Source organism: Pseudochelatococcus lubricantis (assembly GCF_042432495.1).
Lineage (GTDB): Bacteria > Pseudomonadota > Alphaproteobacteria > Rhizobiales > Beijerinckiaceae > Pseudochelatococcus > Pseudochelatococcus lubricantis.
In genome coordinates this window covers 765,969-781,508 of record NZ_JBHLXC010000002.1, presented here as the reverse complement: position 1 = coordinate 781,508, position 15,540 = coordinate 765,969, and the positions used below count along the sequence as shown (strand labels likewise).

15 protein-coding genes are annotated in these 15,540 nt (G+C 63.9%); 7 read left to right on the top strand and 8 right to left on the bottom strand.

The genetic code is table 11. The annotated features are described in order from the left end of the window. Positions 1-58: 58 nt before the first annotated feature. From ACFFJ7_RS06445 to ACFFJ7_RS06415, 7 genes are all read right to left on the bottom strand, one after another. Positions 59-1,609 (bottom strand): AMP-binding protein, encoded by a 1,551-nt coding sequence (locus tag ACFFJ7_RS06445; protein WP_377591261.1) that lies wholly within the window; start codon positions 1,607-1,609, stop codon positions 59-61. A gap of 9 nt (positions 1,610-1,618) precedes the next feature. Then, complete coding sequence (locus ACFFJ7_RS06440) at positions 1,619-2,851, bottom strand: thiolase family protein (RefSeq protein WP_377591259.1); 1,233 nt, start codon at positions 2,849-2,851, stop codon at positions 1,619-1,621. An 8-nt stretch (positions 2,852-2,859) separates the two neighbouring features. Then, a complete protein-coding gene (locus ACFFJ7_RS06435; protein ID WP_377591257.1) occupies positions 2,860-3,561 on the bottom strand; it encodes an ABC transporter ATP-binding protein in 702 nt (233 codons plus the stop codon). Continuing rightward, positions 3,558-4,322 carry an ABC transporter ATP-binding protein gene (locus ACFFJ7_RS06430; protein ID WP_377591255.1) on the bottom strand — a complete coding sequence of 255 codons (765 nt, stop codon included), beginning with the start codon at positions 4,320-4,322 and terminating at the stop codon, positions 3,558-3,560. Before ACFFJ7_RS06430 ends, ACFFJ7_RS06435 begins: the two co-directional genes overlap by 4 nt. Then, the gene (locus ACFFJ7_RS06425) at positions 4,319-5,275 is read right to left on the bottom strand and encodes a branched-chain amino acid ABC transporter permease (protein ID WP_377591253.1); all 957 of its coding nucleotides are present in this window, start codon (positions 5,273-5,275) and stop codon (positions 4,319-4,321) included. The genes ACFFJ7_RS06430 and ACFFJ7_RS06425 overlap by 4 nt, the downstream gene beginning before the upstream one ends. Further along, positions 5,272-6,129, bottom strand: a complete 858-nt coding sequence (locus ACFFJ7_RS06420; protein WP_377591251.1) for a branched-chain amino acid ABC transporter permease — start codon at positions 6,127-6,129, stop codon at positions 5,272-5,274. The genes ACFFJ7_RS06425 and ACFFJ7_RS06420 overlap by 4 nt, the downstream gene beginning before the upstream one ends. A gap of 86 nt (positions 6,130-6,215) precedes the next feature. After that, positions 6,216-7,532, bottom strand: a complete 1,317-nt coding sequence (locus ACFFJ7_RS06415; RefSeq protein ID WP_377591249.1) for an ABC transporter substrate-binding protein — start codon at positions 7,530-7,532, stop codon at positions 6,216-6,218. A gap of 187 nt (positions 7,533-7,719) precedes the next feature. On the opposite strand from ACFFJ7_RS06415, the gene ACFFJ7_RS06410 reads away from it, so the two are divergent. Further along, positions 7,720-8,871 (top strand): AraC family transcriptional regulator, encoded by a 1,152-nt coding sequence (locus ACFFJ7_RS06410; protein ID WP_377591247.1) that lies wholly within the window; start codon positions 7,720-7,722, stop codon positions 8,869-8,871. A 40-nt stretch (positions 8,872-8,911) separates the two neighbouring features. On the opposite strand, the gene ACFFJ7_RS06405 is transcribed toward ACFFJ7_RS06410, so the two are convergent. Continuing rightward, the gene (locus tag ACFFJ7_RS06405) at positions 8,912-9,982 is read right to left on the bottom strand and encodes an AraC family transcriptional regulator (protein ID WP_377591245.1); all 1,071 of its coding nucleotides are present in this window, start codon (positions 9,980-9,982) and stop codon (positions 8,912-8,914) included. 338 nt (positions 9,983-10,320) lie between these two features. Here ACFFJ7_RS06405 and ACFFJ7_RS06400 point away from each other — a divergent pair, with 338 nt between their 5' ends. The 6 genes from ACFFJ7_RS06400 to ACFFJ7_RS06375 are packed head-to-tail and all read left to right on the top strand — an operon-like array spanning position 10,321 to position 15,539. Further along, entirely contained in the window at positions 10,321-11,505 is a 1,185-nt protein-coding gene (locus tag ACFFJ7_RS06400) for a lipid-transfer protein (protein ID WP_377591243.1), read from the top strand. Positions 11,506-11,542: 37 nt separating this feature from the next. Continuing rightward, positions 11,543-11,998, top strand: coding sequence for a MaoC family dehydratase N-terminal domain-containing protein (locus tag ACFFJ7_RS06395; protein WP_377591242.1), 456 nt, complete (start codon positions 11,543-11,545; stop codon positions 11,996-11,998). Positions 11,999-12,015: 17 nt separating this feature from the next. Then, on the top strand, positions 12,016-12,435 hold the full coding sequence (locus ACFFJ7_RS06390) for a MaoC/PaaZ C-terminal domain-containing protein (RefSeq protein WP_377591240.1): 420 nt from the start codon (positions 12,016-12,018) through the stop codon (positions 12,433-12,435). 25 nt (positions 12,436-12,460) lie between these two features. Further along, entirely contained in the window at positions 12,461-13,291 is an 831-nt protein-coding gene (locus tag ACFFJ7_RS06385; protein ID WP_377591235.1) for an SDR family NAD(P)-dependent oxidoreductase, read from the top strand. Positions 13,292-13,305: 14 nt separating this feature from the next. Further along, entirely contained in the window at positions 13,306-14,451 is a 1,146-nt protein-coding gene (locus tag ACFFJ7_RS06380) for an acyl-CoA dehydrogenase family protein (protein WP_377591233.1), read from the top strand. After that, a complete protein-coding gene (locus tag ACFFJ7_RS06375) occupies positions 14,448-15,539 on the top strand; it encodes a CaiB/BaiF CoA transferase family protein (RefSeq protein ID WP_377591231.1) in 1,092 nt (363 codons plus the stop codon). The genes ACFFJ7_RS06380 and ACFFJ7_RS06375 overlap by 4 nt, the downstream gene beginning before the upstream one ends. The last annotated feature ends 1 nt before the right edge of the window (position 15,540 follow it).

Genomic DNA, 15,540 nt, shown 5'->3' with positions numbered 1-15,540 from the left:
CCCGAACACGATTGCCGACTGTTGAAGAAGCGTGGCGACGTTCATCATCCTTTTTCGTCTAGATGTTCCGGACCTGCCCGCGCCAGAACGAATCCCGGATGTCCTTCTTGCGCACCTTGCCGACCGGGCTGCGCGGCAGAGCTTCCCAGACCTCCACCGACTTCGGTGCCTTGATGCTGCCGAGTTCCGCCTTGCAGAGTGCGACGATCTCCTCGGGATCGACGCTGGCACCGGGCTTGAGCTCGATCACGGCCTTGACGGCCTCACCCCATTTTTCGTCGGGAATGCCGATGACGGCGCAATCCTGCACGGAGGGATGCGCCCAGATCACCTGCTCGACCTCGCTCGGATAGACGTTGAAGCCGCCCGAGATGATCATGTCCTTCTTGCGGTCGATGATGTAGACATAGCCGTCCCCGTCGATGAAGCCGATGTCGCCGGTATGGTGCCAGCCGAACTGCGACACCTCGGCGGTGGCGGTCTCGTTCTTGTAGTAGCCCTTCATCACGAGATCGCCACGCACCACGATTTCCCCGCGCTCGTCTGCGGGCAGCAGGTTGCCATCGCCATCCATGATGGCGACACGGGTCAGCAGTGCCGGCCTGCCGCAACTTGCCAGACGCTTTTCCCGCAAAGGATCTCCGATGACCAGATGGTCCTCGGGCGGCAGGACTGTGCAGAACATCGGTGCTTCGGCCTGGCCAAAGCTCTGGGTCATGACCGGTCCGAAGATCGCCAGGCAGTGCCGCAGCTTATCGACGGCCATCGGCGCGGCCGCGTAGATGAAGTGGCGCAGACTCGAAAAGTTGCGCCCTTCGATGCCCGGATGCGACAGCAGCATGTAGATCGCGGTCGGCGGCAGGAACAGGTGCGTGACGCCTTCCGCCTCGATCGCGTCGAGCACAGCCGCCGCATCGAAACGGGGAAGGATAACGTTGGTGGCGCCGACAGCCGCCAGAACCACACCCAGCAACCCGGCGGCATGAGTCATAGGCGCGATGACCAGATGCACCGGCTCAGGCCCGACCTGCAATGCGGCACAAAAATTGGCGACCATGGTCGTCCAGTTGAGCTGCGTCAGCAGGATGCCCTTGGGCTGCCCCGTTGTGCCACCGGAAGAGAGGATGCCCACCAGATCATCGGGACCAAGCGGCACGTCCGGATCGGTCTCCGGCGCATCCTTCATCCAATCTTCCAGCGACGGCACCGCGTCCGTTCTCCGATCAAGGCAGATGTAGTGGCCAATCTTCGGACAGGCAGAGCGAATCTGGCCAATCAGTGGTTCGAACTCACTGTGATAAAACAGGATTTCGACGTCGCAATTGTCGAGAATATAACAGTTCTCGCCGATGGCGTTCTTTGCGTTGACCGGCACCCAGGCGACTCCCGACCGGAACAGGCCCAGCATCACCTCGAAGCCGATAACGCAGTTGGGACTGTAAACCGCCGCCTTCTGGCCCGGTGTGAACCCGGTCGCGGCGAGGACGTTGGCGAAGCGGAAGGTTCGTAATTGCACGTCGCGGAACGTCCGGCTTATGTCGGCATCCTTCAGGCAGACGCGGTCAGGGGCGATAGCGACGCCGCGGTCGAAAAGATCGATTAAACGCATGGCCTTGTCCTAACGCTGAAGCAAAGTGATGACGGCGGTGGCCTCTTCGTATCCGTAGAAGCCGCCACCGTTCTCGGCCAGGCCGACACGCGCGCCGGAAACCTGACGGCCCCCGGCCTCGCCGCGCAATTGCATGACGAGTTCGTAGATCTGCGCCAATCCCGTAGCACCGATCGGATGCCCGCGTGACTCAAGACCGCCCGACACATTGATAGGGATGCGCCCGCCAAGCGATGTCGCCCCGGAACGCGCCAGCGGGCCACCCTCACCCATCGGGCACAGCCGCATCAGTTCCGCCTGCTGCAATTCGGCAAAGGCGGAAGCATCGTGAACCTCGACAACAGAGACGTCCTGCGGGCCGAGGCCAGCGACCTCGTAGGCTCGGTCGACGGCGCGTCGACATAGATGCCGCTCGATATCATCCGGGGCACGATCCGACCCCGACGCCTGCACGCTGGCGGCAACGCGAACGGCGCGGGACAGACCCAACTGCCGTGCCCTCGCTTCCGACACGACGATGGCCGCAGCGGCGCCATCGCTGATCGGCGCGCACATCGGCAGGGTCAGCGGCCACGACACCTCCCGCGCCGCCAGCACCTCGTCGACGGTCATGGGCGTCTGGTAATGGGCCTTGGGATTCAGCACCGAATGCTTGTGGTTCTTGGCCGAAACGGCGGCGATATCAGCCTGTGTGGTGCCGAACCGACCCATGTGATAGCGCGCAAGCGCAGCATAAATATCCATGAAAACGCTGCGCTGGCCGGTCTCGACCTTGCGTTCCGGCGGCTCAACGGCCGAGCCGAACTGCGCGAGACGGCGGATGGAGGCCTCCTCGTCGCCCACATCCCATGCCCCGTCGAAAACCGCGAAGGACCTAGCGCGATCGGCCGCATTCATCTTGTCCGCACCCAGCGCCATGGCAACATCGCCCTGACCCGAGATGACGTAGGCGCAGGCGGCGTTCAGCGCCGTGCTGGCGCTCGCGCACGCGTTCTCCAGATTAGTAACCGGAATGCCCGGCAGACCAAGCTTGCGCAGCAGGATCTGCCCGCGCACGAGATGTTGTCCTTCGACGATGCCCTGGGTGGCGTTGGCGAAGAAGACGGCCTGAAGATCAGCCCGCTCCAGCTCGCTGTCCGCAATGGCTTCGGTGACGGCCTCGGCCGCGATATCGGCCAACGAGCGGTCGAGAAATCGCCCGAACCGCGACATCCCTACTCCGACGATATATGCATGTCCCATGGTTCACCTCAAACACTGATCAGGGATTCGATCCGGTCGCGATTGGCTTGCAGATCGCTTGTCGTTCCACTCCACAGCATGGCGCCGTGGTCGATGACGAATTGCCGGTGCGCAAGTTTCAGCGGCACGCGCAGGTTCTGCTCCACCAGCAGGATGGCCATTCCCTCGCCGTTGATGACACGCATCGCTTCGACGAGGAGATCGACGATGAGCGGCGCGAGGCCCTCGGTCGGCTCGTCCAGCAACAGGACGTCAGGGTTCGTCAGCAGGCCACGCCCGATGGCGAGCATCTGCTGTTCGCCGCCGGAGAGAGTGTTGCCCGGTTGCATGCCGCGCACCTTCAGTACCGGAAAGAGTTCCCACACCCGCTCTATGGTCCAGCGGCCTGTGCGCCCCATGACTGTTGCGATACGCAGGTTTTCCTCCACCGACAGGTTGGAAAAGATGCGGCGGGTATCGGGCACGAAGGCGATACCTCGCCGGCCGAGCTGATACGGGCGCAGCGCTGTCACGTCGTCGCCATGCAACCGGCGCTGGCCGGAGGCGATGGAGCAGAGACCGATCAGCGCCTTGAGCAAGGTACTTTTGCCCGCGCCGTTGCGGCCGATCAGCGATACGACCTCGCCTTGCGACACGTCGATCGACACCCGATGCAAGGCTTGGGCCTTGCCATAGAAGACATCGCAGGATTGCAGCGCGAGCACCGTCATGGCTCTTCCCCCAGATAGGCCCTGCGCACGGCTGCGTTGGCGCGGATGTCCTTCGGCAGGCCGGAAGCCAGAATCTGGCCCTGCACCATCACGATGATCTCGTCCGAGATCTCCATCACCGCATCCATGTTGTGCTCGATCAACAACACGGTCCGGTTCTTGACGATGCGCCCGAGCAGGCCGATGGCCCGTTCCACCTGATCGTGGCCGACGCCGGCGAGGGGCTCGTCGAGCAGCAGCACGCGCGGTTCGCCGAGCAGCGTCAGCCCGACTTCCAGAGCCCGTTGATCACCGTGCGACAGGTTCTCCGCCGGCGCGTGCGCAAGCCGCGCGAGACCGACCTCGTCCAGCACCCGCTCCGCCGCCTCGCGCACGCCGCGGAAGCGGCCGACGGGCAGCCAGAACGGCTGGACCCGGTAGCGATGCGCGAAGGCGGCGAGTTCGAGATTTTCCAGCACCGACATTCCGGCGAAGATCTTGGTGATCTGGAAACTCCGCCCCAGGCCGCCGCGTGCACGGGCGTGGACCGGCAGGTCGGTCACGTCCGTTCCATCCAGATGCACGCGGCCTGCGCTCACTGTCACATGGCCCGAAAGTGCATTCATCAGCGTGGTCTTACCGGCACCGTTCGGGCCGATGAGGCCGTATAGCCGGCCCGGCAGGAAATCGTGGCTCACGCCATTCACCGCCTTCAGCCCGCCGAACGCGACCTGAACGTTCTCGCAGCGTAGCAATCCGCCTGCTAGCGATCCGCCGCTCATGGGGAACCTCCTTCGCGACCGCCGCCGCGCGGCTGGAACAGACCCGCGATGCCGTTCTGCAAGTAGATGGTCGCGACGATGAAAACCAGGCCGAGAATACCGTACCAGTACTGGGTGAACTGGCTCAGTTCCTCCTTCAGCACCTCGAACACCGCCACCCCAAGGATCGGCCCGAGCAGCGTACCCTTGCCGCCGAGCACGGTCATGATCAGAACGTCGCCGGAAGTCGTCCAGTGGAGCATCTGCGGGCTGATGTAGAACATCAGCGAAGCCAGCAGCGCGCCCGACACGCCCGCATAGGCCCCCGAAACGATGAACGCGACCTGCCGCAGGCGGTGAACATTGTAGCCGAGTTGCGCGGCACGCACCGCGTTGGCCTGCACGGCCCTGAGCGACCGCCCGAAGGGCGAGGCGCGCAGCAGCGCCATGAGGCCGAGGCCAAGCAGGAACACGACGAGCAGGAAAATGTAGAAATTGTGGTTGTCGTAGAAATCGATCCCGAACAGTTCGGGACGCGGCACACCGGGGATGCCGTCAAGCCCGCCGGTGAACTCCCGCAGCCGGGTGGACGCCAGAATGTAGACCATCTGGGCGAGCGCCAGTGTCAGCAGCGAGAAGAACAGCCCCGACACCCTGAGCGCGAAGATGCTGAGGCCGAAAGCCAGAGCCGCCCCTACGGCCGCGGCCACCAGCAGCGCCGGCAGGAAGCCGACGCCGTGGCCGACGGTCAGGAAAGTGAGTGCGTAACCACCGCTCCCGAACAACGCCGCATGCCCGAAGGATAACAGACCGGCCATGCCGAAGATCAGGTCGAAACCGATGGCGAATAGCGCCCAGATCAGGATCAGGCTGACGAGGTTGACCCCCTCGCCCCCGGACAGGAAGAACGGGCTGACGATCATGGCGGCCATGAGAGCGCCCGTCAGGAACGGGCTGCGGAGCAGGTTGTTCATGCCGAGCGTCCCTTGTAGCTAAACAGGCCGGCGGGGCGGAACATCAGCGTTACGATCAGCAGCGCGAAGGTCGTGAGTTCGACCCATTCGGTGGCGTAGGCATAGCCGGCCGCTCGCGTCATCCCGATCACGAGCGAGGCGAGGATGGCACCGCGGATGTTGCCGAGACCGCCGATGATGACGACGATGAAGCAGTCAATGATGATGCTGAAGCCCATTCCGAGCTCGATCGGCACCAACGGGGCAGTGATCGCGCCCCCGACGGCCGCAAGGCCCGCGCCCAGCGCGAAGACCCCCGTGCGCACCTTCGACACGTCGATGCCGAGCGCCTGCGCCATGTCGGAATCGGAACTCGCGGCGCGGATGACCATGCCCCATTTGCTACGGTCGAGCACCAGGAATAGGCCGATCGAGACCGCCGTCCCGAAAAGGATAACGAACACGCGATAGGAAGGAATCAGGCTGCCGAACATCTCGATCGGCTGCGAGAAGATTTCCGGCGTAGGCACCTGCTTGTAGTCGAGGCCCCAGACGATCTTCGTCACATCGTCGAAGACCAGGATAAAGCCGAATGTAAGCAGAAGCTGGTAGATATGATCGCGATCGTAGACACGCCGGAGCGTCAGCGTTTCCATCAGCGCGCCGACGGCGGCAACGACCAGCGGAGCGACTAGCAGACCGCCCCAGAAAGACCCCGTCGCCACGCCGACGCTATAGCAGACGTAGGCACCGAGCATATAGAGAGCGCCGTGGGCGAAATTGATGACGCCCAGCATCCCGAAGATCAGGGTAAGGCCTGCAGCCAGGAGAAACAGCAGGAAGCTGAGACTAAGACCGATAATGACAATGGACATTCGTTTGATTTCCGATCACGGGCATGGCGGTGAGCGGGCGAGAGGCCGGCGGCTTTGTCACCCCTACCGGCCGATTGAGCGGGCCATCAGCAGGCATCGAACAGCTTGTCGGCCGGGAAAACGTTCGTGATCTTCATGGTCAGCTCCGGCAACGGCGCCTCACCACGCACGACCTCGCCCCACAGGCCGGCCTGGGCGGCCTGATGGTCGCATGGGCGCATTTCCTTGCGCCCCTCGAGCGAATTTTCCCGGACGCTGGTTTCGAAGGCATTCACCCACGCCTCGATGTCCCACTTGTCGGTCGATTCGACGACGTCCAGCCACCAGCTCAGGCCGTCATAGGCCTCGCCCGCGAAACTCGACGGGAAGCTGCCGTGGATGGCGCGGTATGCATCGACGAATTTCCCGTTCTGCGGATTGTCGATGCTGAAGTGGTAGCGCACGCCCGACTGAACGCCCAGCGCCGCCGGTCCGGTCGCCGCGGCGAATGTTTCGTCCTGCAGCACGGGACCGAAGATTGTCTTGCTCTTGCCGAGACCGACCTGGCCCGCCTGCTTGACGAAGGTCACGCCGTCGTTGCCGGTGGCGACGACGATGATCCCCTCGGCATTTGTCTTCGCGATCTTGTCGATGATGACGGAATAGTCGCGGTTGCCGAGGGAGGCGAAATCGCCGCCGACAATTTCCACGCCGATGTTGGCAGCGAGCACCGAAAATTGTTCCCACGCTTCGCGGGTGGCCTGATAGTCGGCCGTCACACCGTAGATCTTCTTCAGCCCCGCCGTCTTCACGAACTCGACGCACATCCTGATTTCCATGCCGAGCGTATTGGACGTGCGGAAGGTGTAACGCGAGCCGTTACGCTTAGTGATCGCGTCATCGGCCGAAATGGTAACCAGAAGCGGCACCTTGCGCTGGTTGGCAAGGCTCTGCAGCGCGAGCGTCGAGGCCGATCCTACGGCACCGAAAATAGTCTGCGCGCCTCCGGCCAGCAGTCGGGTTGCCTTCTGCACCGCCGGTTGCGGCTTCGTTTCGTCATCCTCCCAACTGAAACGGATCGACTTCCCCAGCACCTTTCCCCCTCGATGCGCGACGGCGAGCTCGGCCCCCTTGCGCATGTCGGTGCCGATCAACCCGTAGGGACCGGAAAACGCCAGGATCGCTGCAATATGGAATTCGTCCGGCTCTCTGGCGCGCAATATCTGCGCGGGAAATACACCCGCCAATGCGGTGGCGCCCGCCATTTTCAGTAATGTCCGACGTTTCATGTTCTTCCCTCTTGATGATGCAATGGAACCCGTCCTGGAACGAAAGTCACAGGCAGCCATCTGGTCCGGGAATAGCCCCGGAACAGCATTCAGATGTTGGAGATGAATTGCGTCGCACGATCCCGCACGAAGCATCCGTGATGTGGAATGCTGCCGATGCAAACGCGGTCCGCGCTAAAGCTCGCTGATTTGGTTAGAATCCCGATCGTCGCAAGAGAATTGGCATCACGCGGGATGCCCCGATCGCACAGGCTGCGGTCATTGCTGTCTCCTCCTCGGGTCCTCTGGAGGGACCCTTCATTGAGGAATACTCGCAAACAAAATGTCGTTCGAGAATGTTCGCAACTGCCAACAATTTGACTTTAACTGCCACGATGCCGATAGTGAGAGCCCGGTCAGCAGGGAGACCTCCGACATGCAGGTAGACCGTCTCGATAGCATTCGGCTGCCCAATCAGAGCCTCCGGATCATGTGCGAGGTACTCATCGAATTCGGACTGGATCCCATTCCTCTGATTACCGCGGCGGGCATTGATCCGAACGTGCTCGACGACCCATGGAGCACGCTGAACGGACATCAGGAACTTCGCTTCGAGAAGTTCTTTTTGCAGACCACCGGTCACGTCGCAGGAGCAGCGTTCCACGCGGGCTTGCGCTACAGTCTCGTCACCTACGGACCGCTCGGGCTGGCCGTATTGGTTTCCGCAAACGTGACCGAAGGATTGCGCCTTTTCACCAAGATGCAGGCACTCGGCTATTCGATGCTGGAGTACCGGCTCGTGGAGCGGGACGGCATCGGCATCGCCTTCACGGCGAACGACCAGTTCACTCCGGCGGACATGCGTGAGTTCATGCATGAGCGTGCACTTGGCTCGGTGCCGACTTTCTTCTGGGACCTGCGACAGCAGCGATTGCCGCTGAAATACGTGGAGAGCCCCCTCGACCGTCCGAAGAACTGGATGAACCTTGACAGCCGCTGGGAGACCGAATTCATCTATCGGTCGTCCCGAACCGCCTTTCACTTCGAGGCCGGCGCGGGGGCATTGCCGCTCCCGATGACAAATCCGGTTCTCGCAGCCAGCTACCGTCGGCTTTGCGAGAACATGCTCGAAACCAGCCCCAATTTCGACGGCATCGTGAACGGGGTCTACCAGGTGCTGATGCAGTCACGGACCGAATTTCCCAGCGCGGTCGAGGTCGCTGGCAGGCTACATGTATCCGAGCGTACGCTGCATCGCCGCCTTGCTCAGTGCGGATCGAGTTACGGCGCAATCCTCGATAACGTGAGGCTGCGACGTGCGCGCGAGCTTCTGGAGGATTCGTCTCTTGCGATCGCCGCGATAGGCGAGAGACTAGGCTATGCGGAAACGGCGAGTTTTTCGCGCTTCTTCCGGCGTGTGGCCGGGGTTTCGCCTGCGACATACCGGAAGACGAGCCGCGGCATCTTTGCTTCCGCGCTTCCCATGCAGACTTGACGGCAAGCGCGCTGTAGCCGCCGCCGGCGCCGTTCCGTCTCTACCGGGAACCGGCGGAGACGCGGGCGGACAGGGCAGGCGGCGTTTCGCGCCGGACGTCCGTCTCCAACATCCGGCGGTAGGCGCCCGGCGCGCTGCCTGTCCAGGTCTTGAAGGCGCGCTGGAAAGCCGCGCAATCGGCGAATCCGAGCTCTGCCGCCAGCACCGAAAGCGGCTCCGTGCTGGTCACGAGCCGCATGATGGCGAGGTCGCGGCGTAGCTGGTCCTTCAGCATCTGGAATGACTTCCCCTCGGCATTCAGGCGTCGCTGAAGGGTGCTGACCGACATGTTGAGGCTCTTCGCCGCCGCCGGCAGGTCGGGCCAGACAGGACATGTTCGCTGCAGGAGGGCGTGGACCTGCGCGCCTGCCGTTCGTTCCCCGAGCCAGGGCAGCACCACGTTGGCAGGAGAGGACGCGAGGAACGCCTCGAGGTCGTTCGCGTCACGCCGCACGGGTCCGCGCAATGCCGCGCTATCGAGCCAGACCGCCGCAGTCGGTTGATCGAAGCGCACGGGCGCCCGGAAGATGTCGCCGTAAATGTCGGCATAGTCAGGCCGGGGAAAGCAGAAATCGAACCGGCTGGCGGGCAATCGCCCTCCCCGCAGCCACGCGAGCAGGCGCCAGCACACCCGCAGCAGCAGCTCGAAGAAGAAGTTGCGCGGCTGCGGCATGCCGGGTCGCGGGCACAGGACAAGGCCGGTGAGGGAATTGTCATGGACCACGGCGAAAGTCACGTCATCGATCAGCAGCCCGAAACCACGGCCGATGCGGTCGAGCGCCACGGCGAGGGACGGCGCGCTGGGCGCCGAGCGCGCCACGAGGGCGAACCCTCCCCGGCGCAGCGGCCGGGAGAGAAGGCCGAGGCACTCGTCGTCGAGCCGGTTCATCAGCGTCGTGAACAGCTTCACATACTGGTCGCCGGTCACGCGCGCGTCTTTCTCCGCCAGCAGACTGCGCGGGATGCCGGCCTCATCGACGAGGACACCAAGCCAGCGGTCCTCTTGCTGGGCCGCGACGCCGGACAGCATGCCCGTTACGGCCGCGATCGGGACAGTAACGGGTGGATGCACGACACAGCGGTGACGCTGACGTGATGAGGCGCGAAGTGACGCGTTTTGCAATCCAAACGACCTGACTGGCAATCGCCGCCTCCTACCCCACGCGTCATTATCCGCCAAGAACCGCAGCATGCAATGCCTGCGGAAGGAGGAAACATACGGTTCCCGCGACGAGCTCGAATGAGCCGGCTTCCCCGCCGGAGCTAACCCTCGTCGGAGAGGCATCCTTGCCCGGCACGCTGTTGCGTCTGCCGGCATGACCGCACGCCGCCTGTTCCAGTGCGTCCTCCTTTCGCAGTCGAGCATGAACTGCGTACCCCGGGTCGACCGATTGAAACAGGAGTTGCACCGTGTCGCAAGATGTTTACGTGGCGGGGGTCGGCATGATCCCGTTCACCAAGCCAGGGGCCAACGCCCCCTATCCGCAGATGGCCGCCGAAGCCGTCCGGCATGCCCTCGCGGACGCCGAAATAGATTATGACAAGGTGCAGCAAGCCTATGCCGGCTATGTCTATGGCGACTCAACTGCCGGGCAGCGGGCGCTCTATGAAGTCGGGATGACGGGTATCCCCATCATCAACGTCAACAACAACTGCTCCACCGGATCGACGGCACTGTTCCTGGCACGTCAGGCCGTGGCGAGCGGTGCGGCGGATGTCGCGCTGGCGCTCGGCTTCGAGCACATGAGTTCCGGCGCGATCGGTAACACGTTCACGGACCGGCCGTCGCCGTTCGACCGCTTCGATACCGCGACCGATGAACTGGTGGGACACGGCGAGATACCGCTCGCTCTGCGCTACTTCGGAGGCGCCGGGATCGCCCACATGCAGCAGTATGGCACCCGCCTCGAAACCTTCGCCAAGGTGCGCGCCAAGGCGAGCCGCCATGCGGCCAACAATCCCCTCGCACTGTTCCGCAAGGTGATGACGGAGGAGGAGGTACTGGCGTCCCCGACCATCTGGCCCGGTGTCCTGACACGGCTGATGGCATGCCCGCCTACCTGCGGCGCCGCCGCTGCGGTCCTGTGTTCCGCCGGCGCCCTGCAGCGTCTCGGCCTCACGCCGCAGGTGCGCATCCGGGCTCAGGCGATGGAAACGGACCGGCCTGAGACCTTCGAGGCACGCGACATGCGGGAAGTCGTCGGTTACGGCATGGCCAAGGCGGCTGCGCGCAAAGTCTACGACGCCGCGGGCGTCGACCCGCGCGACATCAGGCTGGTCGAGCTGCACGACTGCTTCGCCCAGAACGAACTCATCAGCTATGAAGCTTTGGGGCTCTGCGCCGAGGGAGATGCAGAGAAATTCGTGGAGGACGGGGACAATACCTACGGCGGCCGCGTCGTTACCAATCCGTCCGGCGGCCTGCTCTCCAAGGGCCACCCGCTCGGCGCGACTGGCCTTGCCCAGTGCACCGAACTCGTCCAGCAACTGCGCGGCCAGTCTGGCGTGCGGCAGGTGGATGATGCGCGCCTCGGTCTTCAACACAATGTCGGCCTCGGCGGCGCCTGCGTCGTGACGCTCTACGAGCGCGTGTGAGACCGCCATGAACGCTTCCGCCACGAACACTTCCGGGATGACCGCTCCACAACCGATCGACCCCAAATGGATCGGCCATGAACTGCCGCCCTCCGTCCTGCCGATCGAGCGCACGCGCATCCGTTTTTTCGCCAAGGCCATCGGCGCCACCGATCCGATCTACACAGACGTGGGTGCCGCGCAGGCTGCGGGCTATCCCGACCTGGTCGCCCCGCCCACATTCCTCTTCGCGGCGGAACTCGATTCCGGCGCCATCGACAGCCTGCTTGATGACCTCGGCATCCCGCTCCCCAAGCTGCTCCACGGCGAGCAGGGCTTCACCTGGTACAAGTCCGTATGCGCGGGAGATACTGTCACCGTCCATTCGCGCATCACCGACATCTACGCGAAGAAGGGCGGCGCGCTTGAATTCGTCGTCAAGCAATCCCGCGTCGTCGACCAGAACGACAAGCTTGTGGCCGAGCTACGCTCGATCCTCGTCGTGCGCCACTGAACCGGAGAGGATCGATCATGACGATACCCGATTTCGACGCCGTGCAAGTCGGCGACGCCCTGCCACCGCTTGATCTGCCGCCAGTGAGCCGCAAGACGCTCGCGCTTTTCGCCGGCGCATCCGGCGACCACAACGACGTTCACATTGACATCGAATACGCGCGCCGCGCCGGCATGCCAGACGTCTTCGCGCATGGCATGTTGGGGATGGCGTGGATCGGCCGGCTGCTCATCGGCTGGGCGCCGCAATCGAGCCTCCGGCGGCTCGACGTGCGCTTCCAGGCCATCACCCATCTCGGCAACGCCATCCGCTGCACGGGCCGCATCGTGGAGAAGCTGGAACACGATGGCGAAAGTTGCGTGCGCGTCGAGGTGGCGAGCGCCAATCAGTACGGACAAACCAAGATCGTCGGCGATGCGCTCATCGCCCTGCGCTGAGACCAACACTGGGGGAGGACATTCCATGACACGGAAACTCGAGGGCAAGATCGCCCTGATCAGCGGGTCTGGCCGCGGCATCGGCCGCGCCATCGCTCTCAAACTCGCCGCCGACGGTGCGCGCATCGTCGTCAACGACCTCGACGAGGCGCCCGCCGAGGAAACGGTGGCGGCCATCCGCGACGCCGGCGGCGAGGCGGTAGCCTGCCCCGGCAGCGTCACCGCGCCCGATTTCGCCGAACGCTTCGTCGGCACGGCGACGCAAACCTATGGCGGCCTCGACATCCTGGTGAACAACGCCGGCTACACATGGGACAACGTCATCCAGAAGATGTCCGACGAGCAGTGGTACGCCATGATCGACTGCCACCTGACGGCGCCGTTCCGCATCCTGCGCGCTGCCCAGCCGGTGATCCGTGCGTTGGCGAAGGCCGAGACGGAGGCGGGCCGGCGTATCGTGCGCAAGGTGGTCAATATCTCGTCGGTCGCCGGCCTCTTCGGCAATGCGGGTCAGATCAACTATTCGGCCGCGAAAGCCGGCATCACCGGTGTCACCAAGACGCTGGCCAAGGAATGGGGGCGGCTCAACGTCACCGTCAATTGCGTCGCTTACGGCCTCATCAGGACCCGCCTCACAGGCAACTCCGCCGACCAGGGCACGGAGCGCATCGACGGCCGCGACATCAAAGTGGGTGTCAACCCGGATCTGCTGGCAGCGATGGAGCGCACCATTCCGCTCGGCCGCGGCGGCACGCCCGAGGAGGCCGCGGGCGCGGTCTATCTCTTCTGCATTCCGGAGTCGGATTACGTCAGCGGCGAAACCCTGCTGTGCTCCGGCGGCCTCACCGGCATCTGAAAGGAGACCATCGCATGCTGCCCCAACTCCACCGCCACCCCTGGATGGATGATTCCATCGAGGCGTTTCGCGGGCAAGTCCAGCGCTATGTCGCCAACGAGTTCTCCCCGCACCTCGATGGCTGGCGTCGTCAGGGCTTCATTCCCCGCGAGGTCTGGCGCGGCTTCGGCGCCATGGGCTTCCTGCTGCCGGAAATCGACGAGAACTACGGCGGCGCCGGCGCCTCTCCCGCCTACCAGCTCGTGGTGCAGGATGAACTGGCCCGGGCAGAAATGCCGGTCAATATTTCCGTGCACAGCATCGCCACCCACTATATCGCCGACTACGGCACCGAGGAGCAGAAAAAACGCTGGCTGCCCAGGCTCACCAGCGGGGAGATGCTGGCCGGTATAGCCATGACGGAACCCGGCTGCGGTTCCGATCTCAAGGCCATCAAAACCCGCGCGCGCCGTGATGGCGACCGTTATATCATCGACGGCGCCAAGACCTTCATCACCAACGGCCGCACCGGCAACCTGCTGATCGTGGTCGCCCGCACCGGCGAGGAAGGCAGCCGCGGTATCTCGCTTATCGTGCTCGAAACCGAGAACCTGCAGGGGTTCCACGTTGGTCGACTGCTGGAGAAGATCGGACAGCATGCTTCCGATACGGCCGAGCTGTCGTTCGAGAGCGTCAACGTGCCGGTCGGGAATCTGCTCGGCGGCGAGGAAGGCCGGGGCTTCGCCCAGCTCATGGGGCAACTGCCCTACGAGCGCCTTCTCATCGCGGTGCCGGCGGCGGCGGCGATCGAGCGGGCGCTGGCGGTAACGCTGGAGTACACCAAGGAGCGCAAAGCGTTCGGTAAGACGCTCTACGACCTCCAGAATACCCGCTTCGTGCTGGCGGAAGTCGCGACGATCGCACACGTCGTGCGCACCTTCGTCAATGACTGCATCCAGCGCCTGGTCGACGGCAAGCTCGACGACGAAGCGGCCTATATGGCCAAGTGGTGGTGCACGGAACAGCAATGCAAGGTGATGGATGCCTGCCTGCAGCTCTTCGGAGGCTATGGCTACATCACCGAGTATCCCATCGCCCGGCTCTATGCGGACGCGCGGGTCCAGAAAATCTACGGAGGCGCGACGGAGGTCATGAAAGACCTGATCGCGCGCAAGCTGTGACAAGCGCTCTCGCATCGCCCGCTCTCGCATCGCCACTTCGCGGCATCGGCATCGTCGAGTTCGAGGGCCTCGGCCCCGGCCCGCTGGCGGGGCGGATTCTTGCTGACATGGGCGCCGACATCACATTGATCGTGCGCCCCGGCGCCGCTTCGACGACCGAAAAAGACGACACCGACCTGCTTCGTCGCGGCAAGCGGGTGGAAACGCTCGATCTCAAGTCCCCGGACGGGCGCGCAAGGGCGCGGGCACTGGTGGAAGAAGCCGACGGCCTGATCGAAGGCTTCCGGCCTGGCGTGATGGAACGTCTTGGCCTCGGCCCCTCCGACTTCGCGTCCGGCAATCCGCACCTCGTTTACGGGCGCATGACCGGCTGGGGACAGGATGGACCCTTGGCACAGACTGCCGGGCACGACCTCAACTACGTTGCCCTGACCGGTCTCCTCCCCCTCTCTTCCCGCGACGGCGCGGCGCCGATCGTTCCACCGACCATAGTGGGGGATGCTTCGGGCGCGCTCGGCCTGGCTTTCGGCATGGTCGCGGCGCTGCTCGACGTGGGTCGCGGCGCCCCTGGACGGGTGGTCGATGCGGCGATTGTCGACATCGTCGCCATGCTTGGCACGCTGGTGCAATGGCTAAAGGCGAACGGACAGCTCGCAGCCGGACGGCCAAGCGCCTTCCACGATTCGCCCTTCTACGATGTCTATCCCTGCGCCGACGGCTTCATCACTGTTGGCGCTCTGGAGCCGCAGTTCTACGCGCTGCTTCTGGAACGGCTCGGATTGACCGATGTCGACCCCGCCGCCCAGTACGACACAGCGCAATGGCCTGCGCTGAAAGCGCACATGGCGGCGCTCTTCGCCGGTCGCACGCGGGCGGAATGGTCCCTTCTGCTGGAAGGCAGCGACGTCTGCTTCGCTCCGGTGCTGGACCATGACGAGGCGGCGCGACATCCTCATATCGTTTCGCGCCGCGCTTACGCATCTGACAGGAATGGAGTGGTCCGGCCGCTTGCGGCCCCGCGTTTTCGTCCGCTCGATGACAATGCGCCCAAGGATATACCCGGCCCACAAAGCCACGACAGTGATTAAA

Excerpts from the sequence above, each read along its gene's own strand:
- ACFFJ7_RS06445 (WP_377591261.1), bottom strand. The coding sequence starts at position 1,609 with ATGCGTTTAATCGATCTTTTCGACCGCGGCGTCGCTATCGCCCCTGAC.
- ACFFJ7_RS06440 (WP_377591259.1), bottom strand. The coding sequence starts at position 2,851 with ATGGGACATGCATATATCGTCGGAGTAGGGATGTCGCGGTTCGGGCGA.
- ACFFJ7_RS06435 (WP_377591257.1), bottom strand. The coding sequence starts at position 3,561 with ATGACGGTGCTCGCGCTGCAATCCTGCGATGTCTTCTATGGCAAGGCC.
- ACFFJ7_RS06430 (WP_377591255.1), bottom strand. The coding sequence starts at position 4,322 with ATGAGCGGCGGATCGCTAGCAGGCGGATTGCTACGCTGCGAGAACGTT.
- ACFFJ7_RS06425 (WP_377591253.1), bottom strand. The coding sequence starts at position 5,275 with ATGAACAACCTGCTCCGCAGCCCGTTCCTGACGGGCGCTCTCATGGCC.
- ACFFJ7_RS06420 (WP_377591251.1), bottom strand. The coding sequence starts at position 6,129 with ATGTCCATTGTCATTATCGGTCTTAGTCTCAGCTTCCTGCTGTTTCTC.
- ACFFJ7_RS06415 (WP_377591249.1), bottom strand. The coding sequence starts at position 7,532 with ATGCTTCGTGCGGGATCGTGCGACGCAATTCATCTCCAACATCTGAAT.
- ACFFJ7_RS06410 (WP_377591247.1), top strand. The coding sequence starts at position 7,720 with ATGTCGTTCGAGAATGTTCGCAACTGCCAACAATTTGACTTTAACTGC.
- ACFFJ7_RS06395 (WP_377591242.1), top strand. The coding sequence starts at position 11,543 with ATGACCGCTCCACAACCGATCGACCCCAAATGGATCGGCCATGAACTG.
- ACFFJ7_RS06390 (WP_377591240.1), top strand. The coding sequence starts at position 12,016 with ATGACGATACCCGATTTCGACGCCGTGCAAGTCGGCGACGCCCTGCCA.
- ACFFJ7_RS06385 (WP_377591235.1), top strand. The coding sequence starts at position 12,461 with ATGACACGGAAACTCGAGGGCAAGATCGCCCTGATCAGCGGGTCTGGC.
- ACFFJ7_RS06380 (WP_377591233.1), top strand. The coding sequence starts at position 13,306 with ATGCTGCCCCAACTCCACCGCCACCCCTGGATGGATGATTCCATCGAG.